The sequence below is a fragment of the Streptomyces echinatus genome (assembly GCF_014203595.1).
GTDB classification, from domain to species: domain Bacteria; phylum Actinomycetota; class Actinomycetes; order Streptomycetales; family Streptomycetaceae; genus Streptomyces; species Streptomyces echinatus.
In genome coordinates, this window is record NZ_JACHJK010000012.1 from 83,569 (window position 1) to 109,924 (window position 26,356).

Below are 26,356 nucleotides of genomic sequence, written 5' to 3' on the forward strand. Positions count from 1 at the left end.
GACCGGATCATGGCCCCTGAGCGGCGGCTTTGTCAGCAGTGCGCCGGCGGTACGGGCTCACTCGGCCCGCGGCGGGCCGGCCACGCGGTTCTCCCGCACCCTTGCGCAGGCTGCCGCCGCAATCGCTCGTCCGAACAGGGGGGAAGGCAGTGGACCAGGAGCGTGCCCGGCATCAACTGGACCTGATCGCAAGGGTCCTGGAGGCCGCCCGGGACAGCGGCGTCCCGCTCTGGCTGCGCGGCGGCTGGGCCATGGACTTCTTCCTCGGCGAGATCACCCGGGAACACGGGGACATCGACTGGTTCGCCCGGGCGCAGGACGCCCGGGCCCTCGCGGATGTCCTCGCCCGGCTCGGTCACACGCCGGTGCCGGGGCCGCCGGCCGGCCTCCAGCTCGACTTCGTGAAGGACGGCCTGGACAGCAGCTTCACCCTGGTCGCCACGGACGCGGTGGGCCGGGTGACCGTCGCGGGCGGCCCCTGGGCCGGTACGCCCTGGCCGGACGGGATGCTCGAGGCCGGGCCCGGCCGTATCGGCGCGCTGGAGGCGCCGATCGTCGACCCGCGCGTCCAGATCGAGATCAAGCGCATGATGCCCGTCTGGGACCCCTCCCGCCCCCGCCGGGCCAAGGACGCCGAGGACATCGCCCGCCTGGAGGCCGCCCTGCTCCGCCGGGAGACGGGCGGGGGCCTCCCGTCCGGACCGGGCCGGGCCGATCCGGGCGAAAGGCACTAGAGCAGGGCGAACTGTCCCTCCGGGCCCTCCTCGTGATGGTCCAGGACCGAAGCGGGACGGCGGGCCTGCTCCGGTGCCGGCAGGACGCCCTCCTGCCGCAGCTCGGCCGCCGTGACCGCGGACGGCACCGCCAACCCGGCCCGCTCCGGCCGCAGTTCCGCCAGCAGTGCGAGGACCGTGATCAGCTCCAGCAGCTCCGACGTCCAGCTCTGCGGCCAGGCCGCCGGGCGGATCGCCGCGAGCGTGCCCGGTTCGCCCGGCGCGGTGCGGGCCGCGAACCAGGCGTCCAGCACCCGGACGCCCGCCACCTCGTGGTCCCAGGCCTCGGGCGGGACGGGGGAGATGCGGCCCTCTCCCAGATGCAGGGTCTCCTCGTCGCGGTCGTAGTGGAGGGCGGCCCCGGGGTCCCCGCCCGGGCGGAGCCGGCTGAGGCCCGGAAGGGGCGCGCGAACGTACGGCCGGCGACCGCCCGGCAGCTTGGGGCGTTCCCCGTCCCGGCGCATCAGCCACAGCGCACGGCGGCCCAGGTCCACGCCGGACGCCCACAGCGCGGGGTCGTCGGTGAGCGGGACGGTGAGGTCCGGGCGGGCCGTCGCCAGGATCCAGGCCAGCATGTCCGGTGCGGTGGGGCGGACGCCCAGGCGGGCCGCCAGGAGGTCCAGCAGGCCCGGGGCCAGGTTCGGTTCCGTGCCGCCGGGCCGGCGGTAGAGCGGGCGGACGCGGCCGGTGCGCAGGGTGGGCAGGAGCGCGGTCGCCAGCAGCGGGGTGCCGGCGTCGCCCGTCTCCACCGTGAAGACCTGACGGGCGTCCGCCACCCGCCACAGCTCCGGGCGGGCCGTGTCGATCAGCCGGTGGTCCGGGATCAGCCACCGCTCGTCGAACGGGGCGGCCAGCACCCGGACCGGCTCCGCGCAGGGGCCCTCGGCGCGCGCGAGCCGTTCCGTGCCGGTGGACTGGCCGGGCAGCTGGCCCACCGCCGACTGGAGCGTACGGGCGCGGGTCGGCTCGAACAGGGCCTCCCGGCCGGGCCCTTCGGCCTTCAGCAGGGCGTCCCAGCGTGCCTTCGGCGAGGCCGGATCGGGTGCCGTCGGCCACGCGCGGCCCAGCCGCAGGGGTGCGACGGACCACGGCATGAGGTCCGCCAGCGGCGGAGCGTCGTCGCGCGTCACGCTGGGCATGCTACGGCAGCGTCCCGAGGGGCGCGGAAGCGTACGCGATGCGCGGCTCCACCGCGCGACCGCGACCGGCCACGAGGGGCCCGCGGCGGGGCGGGGTGCCTACGCGTCCAGGGTCACGGTGAACGAGAAGCGGTCGCCCCGGTAGTGGATGACCGCCACGTCCAGCACCCGGCCCTCGGTGTCGTAGGTCACGCCCGTGTAGTGCAGGATCGGGCTGAGCAGGGGGACTTCCAGCAGCCGGGCCGTCTCCGGGTCGGCGAGCCGCGCCTCCACGGTGTCCGTGATCCGGCTGATGTCCGCTTTCACCACGTCCCGCAGCACCTTGGTCATCGGCCAGCGGATCAGGTCCTCCGGGTCGATGCGGTCGGCCAGGCCGGGGAGGATGTGGTTGACGGCGTGGTTGGTCGGCTCGCCGGTCTTCTCGTCGCTGCGCAGGCGGTGGTACGCCGCCACCTCCGTGAGGTCCGGGAAGTACTCGGCGAGTCCGGCCGGCACCGGCACCCGGCCGTGGTCCAGCAGCTCGGTCGTCATCCCGGACTGCTGGGCCACGATCGCGTCCACCGAGCCCAGCAGCCGCACCGGCGCCCCGCGCCGGGCGTCGGGCTCGATGAACGTGCCGCGCCGCCGGTGCCGGCTGATCAGCCCCTCGTCCTCCAGTTCCTTCAGCGCCTGCCGCATGGTCAGCACGCTCACGCCGTAGTGCTCCGCCAGCCGTTCCTCGGTGGGCAGGCGCAGCGGGTCCTCGGGTGAGCGGCCCAGTATCGAGGCGCGCAGCGACTGCGACACCTGGTACCACAGCGGCAGCTTGCGGTTCAGGACGATCGAATCCGGAGCGAAGGAGGTCACGCGGCTATCCGTACCCGGCGAGGACATTCGGCGCAACGGCGGGGGTCACCCCCGGAAGTGGCGCTCCATGCCCTGCCACACATCGTCGTAGCGTCGCTGGAGGTGGTCGGCCCGGGCCGCCTGCGGGGTGAGGGTCACCGGCCAGCGGGTCTCGAACATGAAGGCCAGGCCGTCGTCGATCTTCTGCGGCCTCAGCTCGGCCGCGCTCGCCCGGTCGAAGGTCTCCCGGTCCGGGCCGTGCGCGGACATCATGTTGTGCAGCGAACCGCCGCCGGGCACGAAACCCTCCGCCTTGGCGTCGTACGCGCCCTCGATCAGGCCCATGTACTCGCTCATCACGTTCCGGTGGAAGTACGGCGGCCGGAACGTGTCCTCGCCCACCAGCCAGCGCGGCGCGAACACCACGAAGTCCACGCCGGCCAGGCCCGGGGTGTCCGACGGGGAGGTCAGGACCGTGAAGATCGACGGGTCCGGGTGGTCGTAGGAGATGGTGCCGATCACATTGAACCGGCGCAGGTCATAGACGTACGGCACATGGTTGCCGTGCCAGGCGACCACATCCAGGGGGCTGTGGTCGTACGTCGCCGTCCAGAGGTTGCCGCAGAACTTGTTCACCACCTCCACCGGGCCCTCGACGTCCTCGTACGCGGCGACCGGCGCCCGGAAGTCCCGGGCGTTCGCGAGCCCGTTGGCGCCGATGGGTCCGAGGTCGGGAAGCTGGAACGGCGCCCCGTAGTTCTCGCACACATAGCCGCGTGCCGTGGGGCGCGGCCCGCCGTCCGACGCGGTGTCCAGCAGCTCCACACGGAAGCGCACCCCGCGCGGGATCAGCGCCACATGGCCCGGTTCCACATGCAGTCGGCCGAACTCGGTGTGCAGCAGCAGCCCGCCGCGCTCGGGCACGATCAGCAGCTCCCCGTCGGCGTCGGAGAAGACCCGCTCCATCGAGGCGTCGGCGTGGTACAGGTGCACGGCCATGCCGGTGCGCTGGGTCGCGTCGCCGTTGCCGCCCAGCGTCCACAGGCCGCCGAGGAAGTCCGTGCCCGCCGGGGGCTCCGGCAGCGGGTTCCAGCGCAGCCGGTTGGGGTCGGGCACCGTCTCGGTGAAGGGGGCCGTGCGCAGCCCGCCGTTGTCGGTGCGGGTGAACGCGGGGTGCGCGGCCGAGGGGCGGATGCGATAGAGCCACGAGCGCCGGTTGTGCGCCCGCGGCTCGGTGAACGCCGTACCGCTCAGCTGCTCCGCGTACAGGCCGAGCGGCGCGCGCTGCGGCGAGTTGTGGCCCTCGGGCAGGGCGCCCGGCACCGCCTCCGAGGCGTGCTCGTTGCCGAACCCGGTCAGATAGGACAGCCCCTCGGCGGTCTTCCGTGCGTCCCCGCTCATGCTCGCTCCTCGCGTCCCGATTCCTATGTAACACCGTAGGAATGAGAGCGTGCCCGCGCAAGGGCTTCCGGTGTCCTCCCAGGGAGGTAGGGCCAGAACCAGACTTGAGAGGGATCCGGACCACCGGCGGGCTGTTCTACGCTCCCGGTCATGTCGTGGAACAAGTGGACGCGTGGACCTCTCGCCGCACTCGCGGTGTGCGTCCTGCTGCCGTTCGGAGCGGTGGCCTGTGCCACCGGCGAGGCGCACGGGGGCACGGTCGCCCCCTCGCCCGTGGGGAAGGTCCTGGACAACACCGACGAGACCGGCCGGAACCTGCGCGAGGTGCCGAGGAAGAACGCCCCCGAGGTCGCCGTCGAGGTCACCCCGGACGCCGCCGGCGGCTGGGACGTCCGGCTGGCCCTGCGCCACTTCCGCTGCTCCGCGCCCGGCACCCGGCCCGCGGCGGCCATCGGACGCGGCCTCGCCCACCTCTACGTGGACGGCCGCCCGGTCGCCCGGCTGCGCACCCCCGCCTACCACCTGGCCGCCGGACTGGTCCCGCAGGGCACCCACCAGATCACCGCCCGGCTGTACGCCGACGACGGCACGGTGTGGGCCGTCCGCGGCAAGCCGGTCGAGAGCACCGCCGACATCACGGTGTCCGACGCGGAGGCGGACACGGCGGAGCCGCCGGCCGCGACCACGTCCTTGGGCGCCGGCGGGTGAGTCCGGCCGTCGGACCCGGCCGTCCGGGAAACCGACGGCCGCCGGTGACCGGGGCCCGGCGGCGCATGAGTGCAAGGACCATGCTTCTCCGTACCGTGGGGTGAGGTTCACCAGGCCCCGGCGGAAAGGCATCATGAAGCCCGTGCCCCAAGCGACATCGCTCCGCCGCGCGCCCGTCCAGCGGCGCAGCGCCGAACGGCTGACCAGGATCCTGGACGCCTGCGCCGACCTCCTCGACGAGGTGGGCTACGACGCCCTGAGCACGCGGGCGGTCGCCCAGCGCGCCGGTGTCCCCATCGGCTCGGTCTACCGCTTCTTCGGCAACAAGCGGGAGATGGCCGACGCCCTCGCCCAGCGCAACCTGGAGCGGTACGTCGAGCGGGTCACCGAGCGGCTGAAGGGGGCCCGCAAGGGGGACTGGCGGGCCGCCATGGACGCCGTCCTGGACGAGTACCTGGCCATGAAGCGCACCGCGCCCGGCTTCTCCCTGGTGGACTTCGGCAACCAGATCCCGGTCGGCTCCCGGCACGGCGAGCCCAACACCCGGGTCGCCGACCGGCTCACCGAGCTGCTCGCCGACTACCTCGTCCACGACCCGGACGCGGACCTGCGGCGGGTCTTCCTGGTCGCCGTGGAGAGCGCCGACAGCCTCGTCCAGCTGGCCTTCCGGGTCGATCCGCAGGGGGACGAGGGGATCATCACCGAGATACGGGAACTGCTGCGGGCGTACCTGGGGCGCGTGCTGGACTGAACGGTCCCGCATCGGGGCTCCCCAGCATCCGTACCGGTCGGTATGCTCGCCTCCTGTCCGTCCGCGCACGGGGCGAGCCCGTCGCCGACCTCCGGGAGGACCCGTGTCCCGCACCGCCCTGCGAATCTGCCCCCTGTGCGAGGCCACCTGCGGGCTGACCCTCACCGTCGAGGGCACCCGCGTCACCGGCGCCCGCGGCGACCGCGACGACGTCTTCAGCCGGGGGTTCATCTGCCCCAAGGGAGCCTCCTTCGGCGCCGTCGACGGCGACCCCGACCGGCTGCGCGCCCCCCTCGTCCGCACCGACGGCGAACTGCGCGAGGCCAGCTGGGAGGAGGCCTTCGACGCGGTCGCCGCGGGACTGCGCCCGGTCGTGGAGCGGTACGGCCCGGACGCCGTCGGCGTGGTCCTCGGCAACCCCAACGTGCACACCGTGGCCGGCGCCCTGTACCCGCCGGTCCTGCTCGCCGCCCTGCGCACCCGCAGCCTGTTCACCGCCTCCACGGTCGACCAGATGCCCAAGCACGTCTCCAGCGGACTGCTCTTCGGCGACGCGAACGCCATCCCCGTGCCGGACCTGGACCACACCGACCACCTGCTCCTCATAGGCGCCAACCCGCTGGAGTCCAACGGCAGTCTGTGCACCGCCCCCGACTTCCCCGGCAGGCTCAAGGCCCTCAAGGCCCGCGGCGGCCGGCTCACCGTCGTGGACCCGCGCCGCACCCGCACCGCCCGGCTCGCCGACCGGCACCTGGCGATCCGCCCCGGCACCGACGCCCTGCTGCTCGCCGCGATGGCGCACACCCTCTTCGCGGAAGACCTGACCGACCTCGGGGACCTGGCCCGGCACGTCCAAGGGCTCGACGAACTCCGCGCGGCCCTCGGCGACTTCACCCCCGAAGCCGTGGCCCCCGCCTGCGACCTGGACGCCGGCGTCATCCGCACGCTCGCCCGCGACCTCGCCGCCGCGCCCACCGCCGCCGTCTACGCCCGCATCGGCAGCTGCACCGTCCCGCACGGCACCCTGGCCAGCTGGCTGGTCGACGTCCTCAACATCCTCACCGGCAACCTGGACCGCCCCGGCGGTGCCCTCTTCCCGCAGGCCGCCACCGACCGCACGCCCCGCCCGGCGGGCCCCGGCCGCGGCTTCGCCCTCGGCCGCTGGCACTCCCGGGTGAGCGGACACCCCGAGGCCAAGGGGGAGTTGCCGCTCTCCGCGCTCGCCGAGGAGATCGACACCGTGACCGAGGAGGGAACCCCGGTCCGCGCGCTCATCGCCGTCGCCGCCAACCCCGTGCTCTCCGCGCCCGACGGCGACCGGCTCGACAAGGCCCTGGGCTCCCTGGACTTCATGGTCAGCGTCGACCCGTACCTGAACGAGACCTCGCGCCACGCCCACGTCGTGCTGCCGCCGCCCCCGCCCGCCCAGAGCCCGCACCACGACTTCGCCTTCAACACCCTCGCCGTCCGCAACCAGGTCCGCTACACCCGCCCCGCCGTCCCGCTGGAGCCCGGCCGCATGGCCGAGAGCGAGATCCTCGCCCGGCTGATCCTGGCCGCGACCGGCATGCACGGCGCCGACCCGGGGGCCGTCGACACGACGGTCGTCGACCAGACCCTCGGCAAGGCCGTGCGGGACGAGCACTCGCCGGTGCACGGCCGCGACCCGCGCGACCTCGCGGCCCGGCTCACCGGCGACACCGGCCCCGAACGGCGGCTCGACCTGATGCTGCGCCTCGGCCCGTACGGCGACGGCTTCGGCGCCCGGCCCGACGGGCTGACCCTGGAGAAGCTGCTCGCCCACCCGCACGGCATCGACCTCGGCCCGCTCCGCCCCCGCCTGCCGCAGCCGCTGAAGACCCGCAGCGGCAGGATCGAGATGCTGCCCGAGCCGATCGCCGGCGACCTGCCCCGGCTCCGCGCCGCCCTGCGCGACCGCCCCGCGGGCCTCGTCCTCGTCGGCCGCCGCCATCTGCGCTCCAACAACAGCTGGATGCACAACGTGCCCGCCCTCACCGGCGGCAGCAATCGCTGCACCGTCCACATCCACCCCGAGGACGCCGCCCGGCTCGGGGTCCGGGACGGCGCGGCCGTGCGCGTCAAGGGCGCCGGGGGAGAGGTGGTGGCCCCGGCCGAGGTCACCGACGGCGTCCGGCCCGGGGTGGTGAGCCTGCCGCACGGCTGGGGACACGACCGGCCCGGCACCCGCCTCAGCCATGCCGCGACCGACCCCGGCGTCAACGTCAACCAGCTGCTCGACGGCAGTCAGCTCGACCCGCTCTCCGGCAACGCGGTGCTCAACGGCATCCCCGTCGAACTCGTCGCACTGCCGTGACCTGGACTTTTGCGCTTATTGCTCGCGCGTCAACGTCTTGTTAACGCCGTTTGGACGGACCTAACGTCAACGCACCGCCGACCCCCAGGTGGGATGTTCAAGGGCGAACGTTAGGTATCCATTCATGCTGACCATCCTCGGCTTCGCCATGATCGCGACCTTCCTGGTCCTGATCATGCTGAAGAAGATGTCGCCGATCGCGGCGCTCGTGCTCATCCCCGCGCTGTTCTGCGTGTTCGTGGGCAAGGGCGCCAAGCTCGGCGACTACGTCATCGACGGCGTCACCGGCCTCGCCCCCACCGCGGCGATGCTCATGTTCGCGATCGTCTACTTCGGTGTGATGATCGACGTCGGCCTCTTCGACCCGGTCGTGCGGGGCATCCTGAGGTTCTGCAGGGCCGACCCGCTGCGGATCGTGGTCGGTACGGCGCTGCTCGCGGCGATCGTCTCCCTGGACGGCGACGGCTCCACCACCTTCATGATCACCGTCTCGGCGATGTACCCGCTGTACAAGCGCCTGAAGATGTCCCTGGTCGTGATGACCGGCGTCGCCGCCATGGCCAACGGCGTGATGAACACGCTGCCGTGGGGCGGCCCCACCGCCCGCGCCGCCACCGCGCTGAAGGTGGACGCCGGCGACATCTTCGTGCCGATGATCCCGGCCCTCGCCGTGGGCCTGGTGTTCGTCCTCGCCCTCGCCTGCGTCCTCGGCCGCCGCGAGCGGGCGCGGCTCGGCGTGCTCACGCTGGACGAGGCGCTGGTGAAGGAGGCCGCGACCGAGACGGTGCTGGTCGGCGCCGGTGCCGGCGAGGAGGCGAAGCCGGCCGGCGGCTCCGGCCCGGGCGTGGACCGGCCCGACGAGCCCGGCGACGACGGCTTCCAGGGCCTGGACCCCGACCGTCCCACCCTGCGCCCCGGGCTCTACTGGTTCAACGCGCTGCTCACGGTCGCCCTGCTCACCGCCATGATCATGGAGTGTCTGCCGATCCCGGTGCTGTTCCTGCTCGGCGCCGCCCTCGCCCTGACCGTCAACTTCCCCCACATGCCGGACCAGAAGGCCCGCATCGCCGCCCACGCGGAGAACGTCCTCAACGTCTCCGGCATGGTGTTCGCCGCCGCCGTCTTCACCGGCGTCCTGCAGGGCACCGGCATGGTCGACCACATGGCCGCCTGGCTGGTGGACAACATCCCCGACGGCATGGGCCCGCACATGGCCTTCGTCACCGGCGTGCTGAGCATCCCGCTGACGTACTTCATGTCCAACGACGGCTTCTACTTCGGCATCCTGCCGGTGCTCGCCGAGGCGGGTCACGCGCACGGCGTCTCCTCCCTGGAGATCGCCCGCGCCTCCATCGTCGGCCAGCCGCTGCACATGTCCAGCCCGCTCGTCCCGGCCGTCTACGTCCTGGTCGGCATGGCCAAGGTCGAGTTCGGCGACCACACCCGGTTCGTGGTCAAGTGGGCCGCGCTCACCTCACTGGCGGTGCTCGGCGCGGCCATCCTGTTCGGCATCGTCTGACACCCCGGGAAGGGCCTCACCCATGGCGCCCGGTGGGAACCGCGGCTGGCTGCTCCGCCTCGTCATCGCCTTCGGCTGCGCGCAGGGGGCGGTGTCGATGGCCCGGCCCGCCGTCTCCTACCGGGCCCTCGCGCTGGGCGCCGACGAACGGGCGGTGGGTGTCATCGCCGGTGTGTACGCCCTGCTGCCGCTGCTCGCCGCCGTACCGCTCGGCCGCCGCACCGACCACGGCCGCTGCGCGCCCCTCCTGCCGGCCGGCGTGGTCCTCATCGCCGGCGGCTGCGCGCTCAGCGGGCTGGCCGGCTCCCTGGGGACGATGGCCCTGTGGAGCGGGGTGATGGGGCTCGGCCACCTGTGCTTCGTGATCGGCGCCCAGTCGCTGGTGGCCCGCCGGTCCGCACCGCACGAACAGGACCGCAACTTCGGGCACTTCACCATCGGCGCCTCCCTCGGCCAGCTCGTCGGGCCGGTGGCCGCGGGGGCCCTCATCGGCGGCCCCGACATGGCGCACAGCAGCGCGCTCGCCCTGATCACGGCGGGCGTGGGCGCGGCGGTCGCGTTCAGCTCGCTGTGGCGCATCGAGGACCCCGCCGCCGTCGGCCCCCCTTCCCCGGGCGGCGGAAGGGTCCCGGTCGCGGGCATCCTGCGCGCCCGGGGCGTGCCCGCGGGCATACTGATCAGCCTGTCGGTGCTGTCCGCCACCGACATCCTCACCGCCTACCTGCCGGTGGTCGGTGAGCACCGGGGCATCGCCCCCTCGCTGATCGGGGTTCTGCTCAGCCTCCGGGCCGGCGCGACCATCGCCTGCCGGCTCGTCCTCACCCCGCTGCTGCGGCTGCTCGGCCGGCCCGCGCTGCTCGCCGTCACCTGCCTGCCGGCGGCCCTGCTGTGCGCCGGGGTCGCGCTGCCGGTGCCGGTGTGGGCGCTCGGCACGATGCTCACGCTCCTCGGCTTCTGCCTGGGCGTGGGCCAGCCGCTGTCGATGACGACGGTGGTGCAGGCCGCGCCCGCCGAGGCCCGCTCCACCGCGCTCGCCCTGCGCCTGACCGGCAACCGGCTCGGCCAGGTGGCCGCTCCGGCTGCCGCGGGTCTGGTCGCCGGTCTGGCGGGGGTGGCGGCGCCGTTCGTGATGCTGGGAGCCCTGCTGCTGGTGTCGTCGGGCGTCGCGCTGCGGTCGCCGGGGAGCCCCGGGGAAGCGGCCGGCCGGGTGACGGGGGAGGGGCGCCGGCGCCCGGGATTGCGCCGCACGAGCGATATCTGACGGCGCGCCGGGCCTCGTTGCCGGGGGTCGCGCGGGCCATGAAGCAGAGTCCTGGGCAAAAGAGCGATTTGTATGAAAATCGTCTGAACCCCGGAGGATTGCGCATGCCTACCCTGACACCCCCACGTGCAGCCGGCTCCCGCGCGGGCGCCACCGTCGTCCTCACCGCCCTCGCCGCGGCGGGCGCGTCCTGGGTGGCGGCGCCGAGCGCGGTGGCCCAGGGGGAGAACGGCGACATCAGGATCCACAACTCGCGTACGACCAACCCGCCGTCCCTCACCGGCTCGGCGAAGGACGACCCGGTGGTCTGCAAGTTCTTCCTGGAGGCCGTCAACTTCGACGATCTGGTCACCGTCGCCTACACCATCACGCCCCAGCCCCCGCTGCCCACCCAGGCCACCGTGACGGGCATCATCCAGCTCGCCGGCGGTGCGGGGCACACCGATCCGCTGGGACTGGCGGACGGCCAGTACAAGATCAGCTGGACCGTGGGGACGCCGGCCGCCGTGAAGGAGAAGGTCTTCCGCGTCAACTGCCACGAGAGCCAGCACGACGGCGCCCAGGGCCCGGGAGGCCAGATCGAGGACCACCAGCAGGACCACCAGCAGGACCACCAGCAGGACAACGGAAGCTGGGGCCAGAACGACCAGCAGCCGCCGAAGGGCGGCGTGCACGCGGGCGGCGGCGGTCTCGTCGACACCGCGGCCGCGTACTCGCCGGTGGCCGCCGCGGCGGCCGTGGGCCTGGTCGCCGTCTGCGGTGCCGTGTACTTCCGGCTGATCCGCCGGCGGCCCCATGGTGCAGCGTAGGCGCCGACGCAGGCCCTGGCACCGGACCCGCGCCTACCGCCTCCTCAGGACGGCCGTGCTGGTCGTCGTCCTGACGACCATGTGGTCCCGGTGCGGACCGGCCGGGCCCGGCCGGGCGGGCGGCCGGGACACCGTGGCGGCCAAGGGCGCGGACTCCGCCCGGGAGGAGCCCGGCGCGGCCGGCCCCGCGACCTCCGCCCCTCCGGCGCCGCCGCCCCGCCCGCTGTCCCGGTCCCGGCCGACGTCCTTCCGCGTACCCTCCCTGGGGATCGACGCCCCGGTCACCCCGCTCCGCCTCGACCGCGACCGGCAGCTGGAGACCCCGCCCGTCGACCGGCCCAAGCTGGTCGGCTGGTACGAGGGCGGCCCCACCCCGGGCGAGTCCGGCACCGCGATCGCCGTCGGCCACCGCGACACCAGGAGCGGACCCGCCGTGTTCGCCGGGCTCGCCCAGGCCAAGCCCGGCAGGACCGTCGAGGTCCGCCGCGTGGACGGGCGCACCGCCGTCTACTCCGTGGACCGCGTGAAGGTGTACGACAAGGTCGGCTTCCCCGACGAGGAGGTGTACGGCTCGACCGGGCGCCCGGAGCTGAGGGTCATCACCTGCGGTGGCCTGTTCAGCCGGCGGACCGGTTACACCAGCAATGTGGTGGTCTTCGCCCATCTGACCGCCACGAAATGACCCGGTGGACCGGCCGGTGCGAACTCCGTGCCCGCACCGGCCGGTCCATTCGGAATGATGACCCGGTACGTCCGTGGCCCGGGAATGTCTGGCGCAGCAAAACTATCACCGCTAGTTTGTGTGCCGGACGACGCGGACCCGCCGGGAGGACACAGCATGAAGGCACACGACGGCCTGTACATCGACGGCGCCTGGCGCCCCGCCGGGAGCAGGGATGTGATCGAGGTCGTCAACCCCGCCGACGAGCAGGTCATCGGCCGGGTCCCGGCGGGCGGGGCGCTGGACGTCGACACCGCCGTACGGGCCGCCCGCGCCGCCCTGCCCGCCTGGGCCGCCACGCCCCCCGCCGAGCGCGCCGCCCGCCTCGCCGCCCTCCGGGACGCCCTCGTGGCCCGCAAGGACGAGATCGCCGGGACGGTCACCGCCGAGCTGGGCTCACCCCCGCAGTTCTCCGAGGCCGTGCACGCGGGCGTGCCGATCGCGGTCGCAGGCTCCTACGCCGAGCTGGCCGCGGCCCACCCCTTCGAGGAGAAGGTCGGCAACTCCACCGTGCTGCACGAGCCGATCGGTGTGGTCGGCGCCATCACCCCCTGGAACTACCCCCTCCACCAGATCGTCGCCAAGGTCGCCCCAGCCCTCGCCGCCGGCTGCACGGTCGTCCTCAAGCCCGCCGAGGACACCCCGCTCACCGCCCAGCTGTTCGCCGAGGCGGTGCACGAGGCGGACGTACCCGCGGGCGTGTTCAACCTGGTCACCGGCCTCGGTCCGGTCGCCGGCCAGGCCCTCGCCGAGCACCCGGGCGTGGACCTGGTCTCCTTCACCGGTTCCACGGCGGTCGGCCGGCAGATCGGCTCGCTGGCCGGCGCGGCCGTGAAGCGGGTCGCCCTGGAACTCGGCGGCAAGTCCGCCAACGTCATCCTGCCGAGCGCCGACCTGGCCAAGGCCGTGGCCGTCGGCGTCGCCAACGTGATGTCCAACTCCGGCCAGACGTGCAGCGCCTGGACCCGCATGCTGGTCCACCGCGACCGGTACGACGAGGCCGTCGAGCTGGCCCGGGCCGCCGCCGCCAAGTACGGCGACCGCATCGGCCCGCTGGTCAGCGCCCGGCAGCGGGAGCGGGTGCGCGGGTACATCGAGAAGGGCGTCGCCGAGGGCGCCAGGCTGGTCGCCGGCGGCCCCGAATCCCCGCGCGAACAGGGCTACTACGTCAGCCCGACCGTCTTCGCCGACGTCACCCCGGAGATGACCATCGCCCAGGAGGAGATCTTCGGGCCGGTGCTGTCGATCCTGCGGTACGACGACGAGGACGACGCCCTGCGCATCGCCAACGGCACGGTGTACGGTCTCGCGGGCGCCGTCTGGGCCGCCGACGAGGCCGAGGCGGTGGCCTTCGCCCGCCGCATGGACACCGGCCAGGTCGACATCAACGGCGGCCGGTTCAACCCCCTCGCGCCCTTCGGCGGCTACAAGCAGTCCGGCGTCGGCCGCGAACTCGGCACCCACGGACTCGCCGAGTACCTCCAGACCAAGTCCCTCCAGTTCTAAGGAAGCCCGAGACCCATGGCCGTACGAGCCGCCGTCCTGCCCGCCATCGGCGCCCCGCTGGAGATCACCGGGATAGAGCTGCCCGACCCCGCCCCCGGACAGGTCCGGGTCCGCCTCGCCGCCGCCGGCGTCTGCCACTCCGACCTGTCCCTGACCGACGGCACCATGCGGGTGCCGGTCCCGGCCGTCCTCGGCCACGAGGGCGCCGGCACGGTCGTCGCCGTCGGCGAGGGCGTCACCCACGTCTCACCCGGCGCCCCCGTCGTCCTCAACTGGGCGCCGTCCTGCGGCAGCTGCCACGCCTGCACCCTCGGCGAGGTCTGGCTGTGCGCCAACGCGATGAACGGCGCCGCCGACGTGTACGCCCGCGCCGCCGACGGCACCGACCTGCATCCCGGCCTGAACGTCGCCGCGTTCGCCGAGGAGACGGTGGTCTCCGCGTCCTGCGTGCTGCCGCTGCCCGAGGGGGTGCCGCTGGTGGACGCCGCCCTGCTGGGCTGCGCGGTGCTCACCGGCTACGGCGCGGTCCACCACTCGGCGCAGGTCCGGCCCGGCGAGACGGTCGCCGTGTTCGGCGTCGGCGGAGTCGGCCTGGCCACGCTGCAGGCGGCCCGTATCGCGGGGGCCGCCCGGATCATCGCGGTCGACGTCTCGCCCGGCAAGGAGGAACTGGCCCGCGCGGCCGGCGCCACCGACTACGTCCTGGCGTCCGACCACACCGCCCGGGAGATCCGCGCCCTCACCGGCAGGCAGGGCGTCGACGTCTCCGTGGAGTGCGTGGGCCGCGCGGTGTCCATCCGCGCGGCCTGGGAGTCCACCCGCCGGGGCGGCCGGACCACCGTCGTCGGCATCGGCGGCAAGGACCAGCAGGTCACCTTCAACGCCCTGGAGATCTTCCACTGGGGACGCACCCTGTCCGGCTGCGTCTACGGCAACAGCGATCCGGCCCGCGACCTGCCGGTTCTCGCCGCGCACGTACACGAGGGACGACTGGACCTGTCCGCGCTGGTCACGGAACGGATCGGCCTGGAGGGCATCCCGGCCGCCTTCGAGAACATGCTCGCGGGCAAGGGCGGCCGCGCGCTGGTGGTCTTCTGACGCTCACGGCACCTTCTCGGGCCGCGGCTCCGCGGCCGCGGCCCGGGCCACCCGGGCGTCGCGCGCCCGGGACCGCGACACCGCCACACCCGCGAGGCACAGCACGCCGCCCGCCAGCGTGAGCACCCCCGGCACCTCGCCGAGCGCGGCCCACGACATCAGCACCACCAGAGCGGGCACGGCGTACGTCGTCGCGCCCATCCGGCTGGCGGTGGTGCGGGCGAGCGCGTAGGCCCAGGTGGTGAAGGCCAGCGCGGTCGGAAAGATACCCAGGTAGACCATGTTCAGGGTGGCCGACGCGGGTGCGCGGGCGGCGTCGTGCACCAGCTGTCCGGCGAACGGCAGACAGGCCAAGGCGCCGGTCAGACAGCCGAACGTCGTCACCTGCAACGGGGTCGCCCGGCCCAGGGCGGGCTTCTGCGCGACCACCCCGAAGGCGTACGTGACGGCCGCGAGCAGGCACAGCAGCACGCCGAGCACGGAGGACCCGCCGCCGCCCGACATCGACAGTCCCACGGTCACCGCGCCCGCGAACGACACCGCCATCCCGGCCAGCAGCCTGGGCGGCATCGGATCACCGAGCAAGCGGGCTCCCAGCAGGGCGATCAGCAGCGGGCCGACGTTCACGACCAGCGCCGCCGTGCCTGCGTCCACCCGCTGCTCGCCCCAGTTCAGGGCGACCATGTAGAGACCGAACCACAGCACGCCGGACAGCAGGATCCCGCGCCAGGCGGCTCTCGGCGGCAGTCCCTCCCGGCGCACGGCCCAGATGACCCCGAGGGCGAGGGCACCCGCCGCGAGCCGGCCGAGGGCCAGCGCGCCGGGGGAGTACGCGCTCCCCGCACTCCGGATCGACACGAAGGCGGAGGCCCACAGCAGCACGGAGACGGCGGCGGCGCCGGTGCCGAGTATGTGGGAACGGTTCCTGACGGTGCTCATCATGCTCCCGAGGCTAGGTACGGACGACTTCCAAGCGCTGGCGGATAACGGACGGAGCACCCGGCCCCACGCCCGCACGCTCCGGTGCGGGCGCGGAAGCGTCTTTGACGAGGCGCGGACTGATGCCGGGCAGGCGAAGCGCCCCGAAGGGGCGCGGGGAACTGCGCGACCAGCCCTCACGCAGCCGCACCCGGCACCCCACCGCAAAACCCACCCCGGTGGCCGACCGGCCGACGCAGCCGCACCCGGCACCCAACCGCCGCACCCCCCGGCGGCCCCCGTCAGCGTAGGTCGGCCCCGGAGACGCCGAGCAGGTCGGACAGCATCCGCTCACCGTCCGCCGTCACCTTGACCGCCCGGCCGCTCCCCACCCGCACGCACCACCCCGCCCCCAGCGCGTGCCGGCACAGTGCCGCCCCCGCCACCCCCGCGAGATGGGGCCGCCGCTCGGTCCAGTCGAGGCACGCCCGCGCCAGCGGACGCCGGCTCGACAGGTCCAGCGCGATGCCCGCCGTACCGAACCACTCCACCCCCGCGTCGGTGAGCGCGAACCCCGTGTCCTGCCGCAGCAGCCCCCGGAGGGTCAGCGCGTCCGTGACCGCGATGCCCAGCCGCCCGGCGAGATGGTCATAACAGGTGCGGCCCCGGGCCATGGCGGCCCCGGCACTCGACTCCCGCAGGCTGCGCGGAGCCCGCCGCACCGCCGCCGACGGCACCTGCGCGGCGAGGTCCTCGACCAGCTGTGCCACCCGCGCGTCGGCCAGCCGGACATACCGGTGCCGCCCCTGCCGTTCCTCGGCGAGCAGGCCGCCGGCCACCAGCTTGCCCAGGTGCTCGCTCAGCGTGGACGCGGCGACACCGGCGTGCCGGGCCAGCTCACCGGCCGTCCACGCCCGCCCGTCCAGCAGCACCAGCAGGCACGCGGCCCGGGTCCGGTCGGCGATCAGCCCGGCCAGCGCGGCAAGCCCCGCGGCCTGGGGGTCCTGGATGCTCATGGGTCCAGCATGGAACACCGACACTTCGGCGCCGGCCGAAACGTCCTCACGCCCGTGCCTGCTCGTACTGCTGCGCCAGCCCGTCCAGCAGCGCGCTGAGCCCCGCCTCGAAGGCCCGCTCGTCGATCTTCTCCTGCTGCTCGGCGAGCAGATGGGCCTGGCCGAGGTGGGGATAGTCGGCGGGATCGTAGGCGCTGGCGTCGTCCACGAAGCCGCCGGCGAACGAACCGAGCGCCGAGCCCATGATGAAGTACCGCATCAGCGCGCCGATGGAGGTGGCCTGCGCGGGCGGCCAGCCGGCCGCGACCATCGCGCCGTAGACCGCGTCGGCCAGGCGCAGCGCAGCCGGGCGGCGGCCGGGGCCCCGGGCGAGGACCGGGACGATGTTCGGGTGCTCGCGCAGGGCGGCCCGGTAGGAGACGGCCCAGTCGTGCAGCGCGGTCCGCCAGTCCCGGCCGTCCTCGAACATCGACAGGTCCACCAGCCCGCTGACCGAGTCGGCGACGGCCTCCAGGATCTCGTCCTTGGTGCGGAAGTGGTTGTAGAGCGAGGGTCCGCTCACGCCCAGCTCGGCGGCGAGCCGGCGCGTGGAGACGGCCGCGAGGCCCTCCCGGTCCACGAGGTCCCGGGCCGTCTCGACGATCCGGTCGGTGCTGAGAAGGGGCTTGCGCGGTCGGGCCATGGCGCACATAGTAGGGCTGCGGTCGGAAACTAGCAGTGCTAATTTAAATGTTCGGCTTTCAAGATCCATCGACGGATTCGTGTGGTGTGGGGTGATCTCGTGGTGAACCTGGGGCTCAGCGAGGAGCAGACGGCCGTACGGCAGCTCGCCCGGGACTTCGTGGAGCGTGAGATCGCCCCGCACGTGGTCGCCTGGGACCGGGCCGAGGAGGTCGACCGGGGCATCGTGAAGAAGCTCGGCGAGGTCGGCTTCCTCGGGCTGACCGTCGACGAGGAGTACGGCGGCTCCGGCGGCGACCACCTCGCCTACTGCCTGGTCACCGAGGAGCTGGGGCGCGGGGACTCCTCGGTGCGCGGGATCGTCTCCGTCTCCCTCGGGCTCGTCGCCAAGACGATCGCCGCGTGGGGGAGCGAGGAGCAGAAGCGGCGCTGGCTGCCGGGGCTCACCGCCGGCGAGCTCGTCGGCTGCTTCGGGCTCACCGAGCCCGGCACCGGCTCCGACGCGGGCAGCCTCACCACCCGGGCCGTGCGCGACGGCGACGACTACGTCGTCAACGGCACCAAGATGTTCATCACGAACGGAACCTGGGCGGACGTCGTCCTGCTCTTCGCCCGCTCCACCGACGCCCCCGGCCATAAGGGCGTGTCCGCCTTCCTGGTCCCCACGGACGCGCCCGGGCTGACCCGCCGTACCGTCCACGGCAAGCTCGGCCTCCGCGGCCAGGCCACCGCCGAACTCGTCCTCCAGGACGTGCGCGTACCCGCCTCGGCGATGCTCGGCGAGGAGGGCAGGGGCTTCTCCGTCGCCATGTCCGCGCTGGCCAAGGGGCGGATGTCGGTGGCCGCCGGCTGTGTCGGGATAGCCCAGGCCGCGCTGGACGCGGCCGTCCGGTACGCCGGAGAGCGCGAGCAGTTCGGCGGGCCCATCGCCCGCCACCAGCTGGTACAGGAACTGATCAGCGACATCGCCGTGGACGTCGACGCGGCCCGGCTGCTGACCTGGCGGGTCGCCGACCTGATCGACCGCGGCGAGCCGTTCGCCGTCGAGTCCTCCAAGGCCAAGCTGTTCGCCTCCGAGGCCGCGGTCCGCGCCGCGAACAACGCCCTGCAGGTCTTCGGCGGCTACGGCTACATCGACGAGTACCCGGCCGGCAAACTCCTGCGCGACGCCCGCGTGATGACCCTCTACGAGGGCACCAGCCAGATCCAGAAGCTGCTCATCGGCCGTTCCCTGACCGGCGTTTCAGCCTTCTGAGTACGTTCCTGAGTATCCCGGCGGATGTGGTGCGGGCCGCGTCGGACGATGCTGTGGGCCATGAGTGACACACCGGTCAAACAGCAGAGCACGGCCGCCTTCTACGGCCAGGCCGTGGCCTCCTTCGCGGTCGCCATGGCGGCCACCGCCATCGGCATCTTCCGGCTGGACGCGAACGCCTGGGTCCGCGGCTTCCTGGCGATCGCCGTCCTCTACCTCGTCACCTCCGCCTTCACCCTCGCCAAGGTGATCCGGGACCGGCAGGAGGCCGGGCAGATCGTCAGCCGCGTCGACCAGGCCCGCCTGGAGAAGCTGCTCGCCGAACACGACCCCTTCGAGAAGGTCTGAAAGGCAGCGCTAAGCGCTCGCTCACCGTCGGCGGTATGGTGGTGCTCCAGACCGAGAGGGGCAGACGAGCGATGAGTACGGCGGAGGAGACGACCGGCGGCGAAGTGGAGCCGTGGGAAGAGGTCACCCCTGACGCGGCGCGGCGACTGCTGGTCGCCGCCGTGGAGGCCTTCGCCGAGCGTGGCTACCACGCGACGACGACCCGCGACATCGCCGGCCGCGCCGGCATGAGCCCGGCCGCGCTCTACATCCACTACAAGACCAAGGAAGAGCTGCTCCACCGGATCAGCAGGATCGGCCACGACAAGGCCCTCGACATCCTGCGCACCGCGGCCCGCCGCGAGGGCAGCGCCGCGGAGCGGCTGGCCGACGCGGTCGGCTCCTTCGTCCGCTGGCACGCCGGCCGGCGCACCACCGCGCGGGTCGTGCAGTACGAGCTGGACGCCCTCGGGCCCGAGGCCCGCGCGGAGATCGTCGCGCTGCGCCGCCAGGTGGACGCGGAGGTGCGCGGGATCATCGAGGACGGCGTGGCCTCGGGCGAGTTCGACGTTCCGGACGTGCACGGCACCACGCTCGCCGTGCTGTCGCTGTGCATCGACGTGGCCCGCTGGTTCACCGTGAACGGCCCGCGCACCCCCGAGGAGGTCGGCGCGCTCTACGCCGACCTCGTGCTGCGCATGGTCGGGGCCGGACAGGCCTCCCACGGCTCCTAGGCCCTGTCAACTCCCGCCTGCCCCCGCCCTCCGGGCGGACGACGGGAGTTTGACGACAGGGCCTAGCGGCGCCTGCTCACCTGTGGTGCCGGGGCGCCGGCGCTACAGGTAGTACCGGGACACCGACTCCGCGACGCACACCGGCTTGTCGCCGCCCTCGCGCTCCACGGTGAACGCGACCGCCACCTGCACACCGCCGGTGACGTCCTCGACGCCGGTGATCCGCGCGGTGGCGCGCAGCCGGGAGCCGACGGGTACGGGGGCGGGGAAACGGACCTTGTTCGTCCCGTAGTTGACGCCCATCGTCACGCCCTCGACCCGCATCAGCTGCGGCCCGAAGAGCGGCAGCAGCGACAGGGTGAGGTAGCCGTGGGCGATCGTGGTCTTGAACGGTCCGGTGGCGGCCTTCTCCGGGTCCACGTGGATCCACTGGTGGTCCCCGGTCGCCTCGGCGAACAGATCGATCCGCTTCTGGTCGACCTCCAGCCAGTCGGTGTACCCCAGCTGCTCGCCCACGGCCGCCCTCAGCTCGTCGGGGGAGGTGAAGATCCTCGGTTCTGCCATGTTCCCGGCCTCTCGCTCGCGTCTCTAAGCAACTGCTTAGCATGGTGCCGGGGGAGGCCGATGTCAACGGATGACGGGCCGGGTGGGACGGGCGGTCTCTGTAATCTCTGAGGAGTGCCCAAGATTCCCGAGAAGATCCACGAGCTGACCGTCGGCCAGCTGGCCGCGCGCAGCGGAGCCGCGGTGTCCGCCCTGCATTTCTACGAGGCCAAAGGGCTGATCTCCAGCCGGCGGACCTCCGGCAACCAGCGGCGGTACAGCCGTGACACCCTGCGCCGGGTCGCCTTCGTCCGCGCGGCCCAGAGGGTCGGGATCCCGCTGGCCACGATCCGGGACGCCCTGGCCGAACTGCCCGAGGAGCGGACACCGACCAAGGAGGACTGGGCGCGGCTGTCGGAGAAGTGGCGCTCGGAACTGGAGGAGCGGATCCGCCAGCTGAACCGGCTGCGCGACCATCTCACCGACTGCATCGGGTGCGGGTGTCTCTCGCTGGAGACGTGCGTGCTGTCCAACCCGGACGACGTGTTCGGCGAGCGGCTGACGGGGTCGCGACTGCTGGCGGAGCGGCGCTGAGTCCGACGGCGCCGGGCCCGCGGGGCGCGTCGGCCGCGGCGGAGGGGCCTGCCGTCGGCCGGGTGCGGCGCCGTCGTGGCCGGTCGCGCAGTTCCCCGCGCCCCCTCGGGGGCGGCTACTCCGCCTCCGGTCGTGCGGTTCCGCGCGCCCCTTCGGGGGCGGCTACTCGAACTCCGTGCCGCCCTTGCGCGTCAGGTACGCCGGGCTGACGGCCTTGGCGATGGCCCGGCCCCCCGTCACCGCGCTGTACCGCTCCACCGCGGGCCGTACGACCACGCCCTCCCGCAGATGCAGCGCCCGCCCCGACACGGTCTCCCGCCCGCTCGCGAACTCCAGCACCCGCTCGATGTCGTACGGACCGCGGTACAGCCGCGGCACCAACGGCAGCTCACCCTCCAGCGCCTCGGCCGGGTCCAGCCACCGCACGGGCCCGTCCACCTCCGCCGAGACGTCGAACGCCGCGTACCCCAGCGTCTCCCGCCGCCCGTCGGCACCGTACGTCAGGTCCTGCACCCCCGCGCCGTACACCTCCCCGAAGACGCCGACCCGCGTGGCTCCCAGCCGTTCGCACAGCCGCGCCGCCGCCTCGGCGACCCCGTGCCCGCGCACCGCCCGCCAGTACAGGTTCCGCGGGTCCTCCTTCAGCGCCAGGGACTTGGCGCCGAAACCCTTGGAGGAGACGTACACCCGCCCCTCCTCGGCGACATACGTCAGCAGGCACGCCGAACCGTGCAGCTTCTCCGTCAGGACGACCGGCTCGCCCGGGGTGAAGACGTCCGGGTAGCGCTGGATGTTCTCGATGTCGACCCAGGGGAGCAGCTCGGGCGCGGACTCGACCTCACCGTTCATGGTGGGCGGGATCGGCGGCACCCACTTGGTGATGCCCAGCCGCTCCGCGAAGTCGGCCCCCTCGGCCGCCGCCCGCGCCAGGTCGACGTCCGCGAGCGCCCCCGGCCGGCACACGATGCCCTGTGACAGCTCGCCGCGCAGCCGCACCGCCTTGACCCGGTTGGCCTCGCCGCCCGCCAGCCGCCCGGTCAGCCCCAGCTCCTCGATCAGCCCGGCCGGGAGGACGGCCTGCTCGGGGATGTAGACGGCCGCCTCGCCGGTGCGGTACGCGCCCTTGGCGACGACGGCCCGGTACAGGCCCACCTGGGCCAGCTCCAGCGCGTCGGCGTTCGGATGCTCGTGGACGGTCAGCACTTCGGCGGTGACACGCAGCGTGGACACGAGAGTTCCCCGTTCATCGGCTCGGTTTCATCGCCTCCCACTGTCCGGACGGCAAAGGGGTGGAGCGACCGGTTTCGGGTCTGCTACGGTCGCGATCTTCGGCCGGCGAAGACGCCGCGCGCGAAGCCATGACGGGACCGAACCTCCGTGCCCCCCAAGGCGCTTGCCGCCGTCCCGGCGGACGTCGGCACCGCCCGGCAACGCCCTCGGGGCTCTCCGCGGAAGGGGTGCGGCATCCCCTGCGCACCCCGCACCGGTGCCGGCCCGCCGCTCGGGCCGTACCCGGTGACACCCCGGCCGCTCAGGCCGACATCAACAGACGTTCCCGCCGGGCGAACTGCAGCGCACGCGGGCTGAGGACGGGGCGCGGCACCAGGATTCCGCAGTCCGCGCACACCGGGCCGGCCGACGGCTCGTGGTCCAGACCGTACTTCCAGACCAGCCGCTCCCCGTCGCAGACGGGGCACGACGAACCCGGCTCCCGCTCCAGCGCGGCGATCAGCCGGCGCAGCACCTCAGCGAGCGGTTCCTCCGGGTGGACCCCGGGGTCGTCGCACCAGGCGACCCCGAACCCGCCCCAGGTCAGCCGGTGCCAGTCGTCCACGCTGCCGGGCCGGCGCAGCCCGTCGTGCTTCTCCTTCCTCCGCCGCTCCGTGAAGTCGGTCTCGTAGGCGAGCCAGACGTCACGCGCCTCCTCCAGTTCCTCCAGCGCGGCCACGAGCCGCGCCGGATCGGGGGAGCGGTCCTCGGGGCCGAAACCCGCCCGGGAGCACAGATGGTCCCAGGTCGCCCGATGCCCGTAAGGGGCGAACTTCTCCAGGCACTTGCGCAGCGAGTACCGCCGTAGCGCCAGGTCACAGCCCGGGTCGCGTACCTGTCTCGCCAGACTCCGGAAACCTGCCATCGCCCTGCACCTCCGTCACACCTGCACCTGTACTTCGGTCACTTCGGCGTCGTCGCAAGGACGTCGCCGAATAGACGTATCGACAGGCGATTCGGCTCCATCTCTTCTCCGGTTCTCCTTGCGGACTCCAGAAAGTGACGCATGTTCATCTTTAAACCGGGGGATACCGGCGGTAACGTTCGGCAACCCCAGTCGCTAGGAGCTGCCATGCCTCGGCGAACCCCACGTACCGCCCTCGACAGACTGAGAACGTCCCGCTCTCTTCTCGGGTTCCTGAAGACCGCGTCCGTATGCGTCCTCGTCGCCGGTCTTCTCTCCCCCCTCACCCAGACCGCGGCGTCGGCGGCCGGCGCGACGGCCGCCAACGACTACTGCGGCGGGCAGTGTTCGGACATCCTGCCGCCCGGCGAGAACGGCAACGCGACGCTCGCGCAGATCCTGCTCAACCAGGCCTTCGGCACCCAGCCGGCACACGCCGAGGACCAGCTCGGCCCCTACGCCGGACTGGCCACCGGCTACTCGGCCCTCACCGACGCGAAGATCAACACGTTCTTCGACGACGCCTCCTTCGGCGTCCCTTCCGACCAGGTCGCCTCCTCGGAGAAACCGGCCGGCCGCGGGGATGTGACCATCGTCCGCGACAAGAAGACCGGTGTGCCGCACATCACGGGCACCACCCGCTACGGCACCGAGTTCGGCGCCGGCTACGCGGCGGCCGAGGACCGGCTGTGGCTGATGGACGTCTTCCGGCACGTGGGCCGCGGCCAGCTGACCGGCTTCGCGGGCGGCGCACCCGCCAACCAGGGCCTTGAGCAGCAGTTCTACCGCAACGCGCCCTACACCGAGGCCGACCTCCAGGCGCAGATAGACAACGCCGTCGCCGGCAACGGCGCCCGCGGCCAGCAGGCCCTCGCCGACGTCAAGGCCTACCTCGACGGCATCAACGCCTACATCGACGCCTCCGACAGCGGCCGCTACTTCCCCGGTGAATACGTCCTGACCGGCCACAAGGACGCCATCACCAACGCCGGCACCATAGATCACTTCAAGGTCACCGACCTCGTGGCGCTGGCCTCCGTCATCGGCTCGCTGTTCGGCTCGGGCGGCGGCGGTGAGGTCAACAACGCCGTGTCCCTGCTCGCCGCCCAGCAGAAGTACGGCGTCGAGGAGGGCACCAAGGTCTGGGAGTCGTTCCGCGAACGCAACGACCCCGAGGCCGTGCTCACCGTCCACGACGGCGAGAGCTTCCCCTACGGCACCAAGCCCGCCGACGCACAGGGCGAGGCCCTGCCCGACGCCGGCTCGGTGACCGAGGAGCCACTCGTCTACGACCGCACCGGCAGCGCGGCCACGGCCTCCGCCAAGGGCACCTCCGCCGACGCGGCCAGGACCACGCTGAGTTCCGCCAGGCGCGGCATGTCCAACGCCCTCGTGGTCAGCGGCAAGCACACCGCCAGTGGCCACCCGATCGCCGTGTTCGGCCCGCAGACCGGCTACTTCGCCCCGCAGCTGCTCCTGCTCCAGGAGATCCAGGGCCCGGGCATCAGCGCCCGCGGCGCCTCCTTCGCGGGCCTGAGCATGTACGTCGAACTCGGCCGCGGCCAGGACTACTCCTGGAGCGCCACCACCTCCGGCCAGGACATCATCGACACCTACGCCGTCGAACTGTGCCAGGACGACTATCACTACCTGTACCACGGCACCTGCACCGCCATGGAGAAGATCGAGCAGAAGAACGCCTGGAAACCGACGGTGGCCGACGGCACGGCCGCGGGCTCGTACACCATGCGCGCCTGGCGTACGAAGTACGGGCCGGTCGCCTACCGGGCGACCGTCGGCGGCAAGAAGGTCGCCTACCCCACCCTGCGCTCCTCCTATCTGCACGAGGCCGACTCGATCATCGGCTTCCAGATGCTCAACGACCCCGACTACGTCAAGGGCCCGAAGGACTTCCAGAGCGCGGCCCAGCACATCAACTACACCTTCAACTGGTTCTACGCCGACTCGCAGCACACCGCGTACTACAACAGCGGCGACAACCCCGTCCGGGCGAGCGGCGTCGACACCGAGTTCCCGGTATGGGCGCGGCCCGCGTACGAGTGGCGGAACTGGAACCCGGCCACCAACACCGCCGACTACACCCCGTCGTCCGCCCACCCGGGCTCCGTCGACCAGGACTACTACATCTCCTGGAACAACAAGCAGGCCGCGGACTACACGACCGCGTCCTGGGCCGACGGCTCCGTGCACCGCGGCAACCTGCTGGACGACCGGGTGAAGAAGCTGGTCGCGGCCGGCGGGGTGACCCGTACGAAGCTGGTGCAGGCGATGGCCGACGCGGGCCTCGCCGACCTGCGCGCGGAGGACGTGCTGCCGAAGCTGCTGAAGGTGGTCAACTCCTCGGCGGTGACGGACCCCACGGTCGCCGGCGCGGTGAACAAGCTCCAGGCCTGGCTGAACGCCGGTGCCAAGCGCACCGAGACCTCGGCCGGCTCCAAGACCTACGCCGACGCCGACGCGATCCGCATCCTGGACGCCTGGTGGCCGCTGCTGGTCAAGGCGGAGTTCGAACCCGGCCTCGGCAGCGATCTGTACACGGCCTTCACGGCCAACGCGCCGATCGACGAGGCCCCGTCCGCCGGACACGGCCCCACCGGCTCGCACGCCGGCAGCTCCTTCCAGTACGGCTGGTGGAGCTATGTCGACAAGGACATCCGGGCGGTGCTCGGCGAGCCCGTGCAGGGCGGGCTGGCGCGGACGTACTGCGGCGGCGGCAGCCTCGGCTCCTGCCGGGACACCCTGACCGGCACCCTGAAGCAGGCGGCCGGCCTGACCGCCGCGCAGGTCTACCCGGGTGACGACCAGTGCTCGGCCGGCGATCAGTGGTGCGCCGACTCGATCTCCCACCGCACCCTCGGCGGCATCAAGCACGGCAAGATCAGCTGGCAGAACCGGCCGACGTTCCAGCAGGTCGTGGAGTACACCTCACACCGGTGACGGCGGCGCACGAAGCGAACGGGTGTCGGCAAGCGGGTGTTGGCGAACGGGTGTTGGCAAACGGCCGGTGGTCAGCGGGCGTTGGCCACCGACCGTCGGCCGACACCCGTGGGCCGACACCCGTGGGCCAACGCTTGTGGGTCAACGCCGGTAGGCGACCACTCGCTGTCGGTGGCCGGTTGTTGGCTCACGCCTGTGGGCCAACGTCCGCAAGCCCCCACGCGCAGGCACCACCGGTAGGCCAAAACCGGCACGCCAACGCGCGTAGGCCACCGCCGGTAGGCCAACATCCGTAGGCCAACACCCGTAGG

The 26,356-nt window shown here is 73.0% G+C and carries 24 protein-coding genes; 15 read left to right on the forward strand and 9 right to left on the reverse strand.

Translation table 11 applies throughout. The annotated features are described in order from the left end of the window. The first annotated feature begins 149 nt into the window (after positions 1-149). Complete coding sequence (locus tag FHS34_RS29240) at positions 150-734, forward strand: nucleotidyltransferase domain-containing protein (RefSeq protein WP_184970859.1); 585 nt, start codon at positions 150-152, stop codon at positions 732-734. Here FHS34_RS29240 and FHS34_RS29245 read toward each other — a convergent pair. From FHS34_RS29245 to hmgA, 3 genes are all read right to left on the reverse strand, one after another. After that, complete coding sequence (locus tag FHS34_RS29245) at positions 731-1,912, reverse strand: type ISP restriction/modification enzyme (RefSeq protein WP_184970861.1); 1,182 nt, start codon at positions 1,910-1,912, stop codon at positions 731-733. The genes FHS34_RS29240 and FHS34_RS29245 overlap by 4 nt on opposite strands. 99 nt (positions 1,913-2,011) lie before the next feature. Continuing rightward, complete coding sequence (locus tag FHS34_RS29250; protein WP_184970863.1) at positions 2,012-2,758, reverse strand: GntR family transcriptional regulator; 747 nt, start codon at positions 2,756-2,758, stop codon at positions 2,012-2,014. 45 nt (positions 2,759-2,803) lie between these two features. After that, on the reverse strand, positions 2,804-4,138 hold the full coding sequence (gene hmgA, locus FHS34_RS29255; RefSeq protein ID WP_184970865.1) for a homogentisate 1,2-dioxygenase: 1,335 nt from the start codon (positions 4,136-4,138) through the stop codon (positions 2,804-2,806). Between the two features lie 150 nt (positions 4,139-4,288). On the opposite strand from hmgA, the gene FHS34_RS29260 reads away from it, so the two are divergent. From FHS34_RS29260 to FHS34_RS29300, 9 genes are all read left to right on the forward strand, one after another. After that, positions 4,289-4,846, forward strand: a complete 558-nt coding sequence (locus FHS34_RS29260; RefSeq protein WP_184970867.1) for a hypothetical protein — start codon at positions 4,289-4,291, stop codon at positions 4,844-4,846. A 133-nt stretch (positions 4,847-4,979) separates the two neighbouring features. Then, the gene (locus FHS34_RS29265; protein ID WP_184970869.1) at positions 4,980-5,597 is read left to right on the forward strand and encodes a TetR/AcrR family transcriptional regulator; all 618 of its coding nucleotides are present in this window, start codon (positions 4,980-4,982) and stop codon (positions 5,595-5,597) included. A gap of 103 nt (positions 5,598-5,700) precedes the next feature. After that, positions 5,701-7,932, forward strand: coding sequence for a molybdopterin oxidoreductase family protein (locus tag FHS34_RS29270; RefSeq protein WP_184970871.1), 2,232 nt, complete (start codon positions 5,701-5,703; stop codon positions 7,930-7,932). 124 nt (positions 7,933-8,056) lie between these two features. Next, on the forward strand, positions 8,057-9,451 hold the full coding sequence (locus tag FHS34_RS29275; RefSeq protein WP_184970873.1) for a CitMHS family transporter: 1,395 nt from the start codon (positions 8,057-8,059) through the stop codon (positions 9,449-9,451). Positions 9,452-9,473: 22 nt separating this feature from the next. After that, a complete protein-coding gene (locus FHS34_RS29280; protein WP_184970875.1) occupies positions 9,474-10,712 on the forward strand; it encodes an MFS transporter in 1,239 nt (412 codons plus the stop codon). Between the two features lie 104 nt (positions 10,713-10,816). Further along, positions 10,817-11,521 carry a hypothetical protein gene (locus tag FHS34_RS29285; RefSeq protein WP_184970877.1) on the forward strand — a complete coding sequence of 235 codons (705 nt, stop codon included), beginning with the start codon at positions 10,817-10,819 and terminating at the stop codon, positions 11,519-11,521. Next, positions 11,508-12,203 carry a class F sortase gene (locus FHS34_RS29290; RefSeq protein WP_184970879.1) on the forward strand — a complete coding sequence of 232 codons (696 nt, stop codon included), beginning with the start codon at positions 11,508-11,510 and terminating at the stop codon, positions 12,201-12,203. Before FHS34_RS29285 ends, FHS34_RS29290 begins: the two co-directional genes overlap by 14 nt. A 156-nt stretch (positions 12,204-12,359) precedes the next feature. Continuing rightward, positions 12,360-13,748 carry an aldehyde dehydrogenase family protein gene (locus FHS34_RS29295; RefSeq protein ID WP_184970881.1) on the forward strand — a complete coding sequence of 463 codons (1,389 nt, stop codon included), beginning with the start codon at positions 12,360-12,362 and terminating at the stop codon, positions 13,746-13,748. Between the two features lie 15 nt (positions 13,749-13,763). Then, on the forward strand, positions 13,764-14,846 hold the full coding sequence (locus FHS34_RS29300; protein WP_184970883.1) for a zinc-binding dehydrogenase: 1,083 nt from the start codon (positions 13,764-13,766) through the stop codon (positions 14,844-14,846). Positions 14,847-14,849: 3 nt separating this feature from the next. Here the strand turns inward: FHS34_RS29300 and FHS34_RS29305 are convergent, their stop codons facing one another. The 3 genes from FHS34_RS29305 to FHS34_RS29315 form a co-directional block, all read right to left on the reverse strand. Further along, positions 14,850-15,785, reverse strand: a complete 936-nt coding sequence (locus tag FHS34_RS29305; RefSeq protein ID WP_184971274.1) for a DMT family transporter — start codon at positions 15,783-15,785, stop codon at positions 14,850-14,852. A gap of 281 nt (positions 15,786-16,066) precedes the next feature. After that, a complete protein-coding gene (locus FHS34_RS29310; RefSeq protein ID WP_184970885.1) occupies positions 16,067-16,780 on the reverse strand; it encodes an ArsR/SmtB family transcription factor in 714 nt (237 codons plus the stop codon). A 46-nt stretch (positions 16,781-16,826) separates the two neighbouring features. Next, positions 16,827-17,462: a TetR/AcrR family transcriptional regulator gene (locus FHS34_RS29315; RefSeq protein WP_184970888.1), complete on the reverse strand. Its 636-nt coding sequence runs from the start codon at positions 17,460-17,462 to the stop codon at positions 16,827-16,829. Between the two features lie 102 nt (positions 17,463-17,564). Between FHS34_RS29315 and FHS34_RS29320 the strand changes: the two genes are divergently transcribed. The 3 genes from FHS34_RS29320 (at position 17,565) to FHS34_RS29330 (ending at position 19,777) form a co-directional block, all read left to right on the forward strand. Then, entirely contained in the window at positions 17,565-18,716 is a 1,152-nt protein-coding gene (locus FHS34_RS29320; protein WP_184971276.1) for an acyl-CoA dehydrogenase family protein, read from the forward strand. Positions 18,717-18,776: 60 nt separating this feature from the next. After that, complete coding sequence (locus FHS34_RS29325) at positions 18,777-19,064, forward strand: YiaA/YiaB family inner membrane protein (RefSeq protein WP_184970890.1); 288 nt, start codon at positions 18,777-18,779, stop codon at positions 19,062-19,064. A 71-nt stretch (positions 19,065-19,135) separates the two neighbouring features. Beyond that, positions 19,136-19,777, forward strand: coding sequence for a TetR/AcrR family transcriptional regulator (locus FHS34_RS29330; RefSeq protein ID WP_184971278.1), 642 nt, complete (start codon positions 19,136-19,138; stop codon positions 19,775-19,777). 102 nt (positions 19,778-19,879) lie between these two features. Here FHS34_RS29330 and FHS34_RS29335 read toward each other — a convergent pair whose 3' ends face one another. Continuing rightward, positions 19,880-20,341, reverse strand: coding sequence for a MaoC family dehydratase (locus FHS34_RS29335; protein WP_184970892.1), 462 nt, complete (start codon positions 20,339-20,341; stop codon positions 19,880-19,882). Between the two features lie 114 nt (positions 20,342-20,455). Between FHS34_RS29335 and soxR the strand changes: the two genes are divergently transcribed. Continuing rightward, positions 20,456-20,914, forward strand: coding sequence for a redox-sensitive transcriptional activator SoxR (soxR, locus tag FHS34_RS29340; protein WP_184970894.1), 459 nt, complete (start codon positions 20,456-20,458; stop codon positions 20,912-20,914). A gap of 162 nt (positions 20,915-21,076) precedes the next feature. Here soxR and FHS34_RS29345 read toward each other — a convergent pair whose 3' ends face one another. Continuing rightward, positions 21,077-22,144 (reverse strand): RNA ligase (ATP), encoded by a 1,068-nt coding sequence (locus tag FHS34_RS29345; protein WP_184970897.1) that lies wholly within the window; start codon positions 22,142-22,144, stop codon positions 21,077-21,079. A 301-nt stretch (positions 22,145-22,445) separates the two neighbouring features. After that, entirely contained in the window at positions 22,446-23,048 is a 603-nt protein-coding gene (locus FHS34_RS29350) for a hypothetical protein (protein ID WP_184970898.1), read from the reverse strand. A gap of 207 nt (positions 23,049-23,255) precedes the next feature. Between FHS34_RS29350 and FHS34_RS29355 the strand changes: the two genes are divergently transcribed. After that, entirely contained in the window at positions 23,256-26,045 is a 2,790-nt protein-coding gene (locus FHS34_RS29355; RefSeq protein WP_184970900.1) for a penicillin acylase family protein, read from the forward strand. Positions 26,046-26,356 lie beyond the last annotated feature (311 nt).